1 pseudogene is annotated in these 378 nt (G+C 55.0%); it reads right to left on the bottom strand.

The features are described from left to right. Window positions 1–198, bottom strand: a pseudogene (locus tag X919_RS17030) (hypothetical protein); the annotation flags it as partial. Window positions 199–378: the final 180 nt, after the last annotated feature.

The following is a 378-nucleotide window of genomic DNA, read 5'->3' as shown; positions in this document are numbered from 1 at the left end:
ACACGCAATCTGCCCAAACGAAACTGTAGGGGCGGTGCCTGTGTGCCCGCCCGAACGTCCGCGCAGCGGCGTTTCCATACCAAAAAGACACGGCATTATGTGCGAGGGATAACGACGATTGACCATAGCAAACCCCACGTGGTGTGCCCTTACCCCATCGGGGTTATACTTTCGATAGCGCAGGGTTGGCAAGTGCAACGCAGCCTACCCTGGGTAACAATGCAAGCAAGGAGGCTACCCACAACGTGGGTTGTACTTTCTTTCGCCACACGCTATTACCACGCGCGACGAACGGATGATTGCCCCGCACGCAAATGGATTTAAAGAAAGTACAATGCCGATGGCATAGGTTCCCCTCCACGACTTTACCCAGGGTAG

The organism is Prevotella sp. HJM029, from assembly GCF_000599605.1.
Taxonomy (GTDB): Bacteria; Bacteroidota; Bacteroidia; order Bacteroidales; family Bacteroidaceae; genus Prevotella.
The sequence above is the reverse complement of the archived record's forward strand: the minus strand, read 5'-3'. Positions and strand labels throughout refer to the sequence as shown.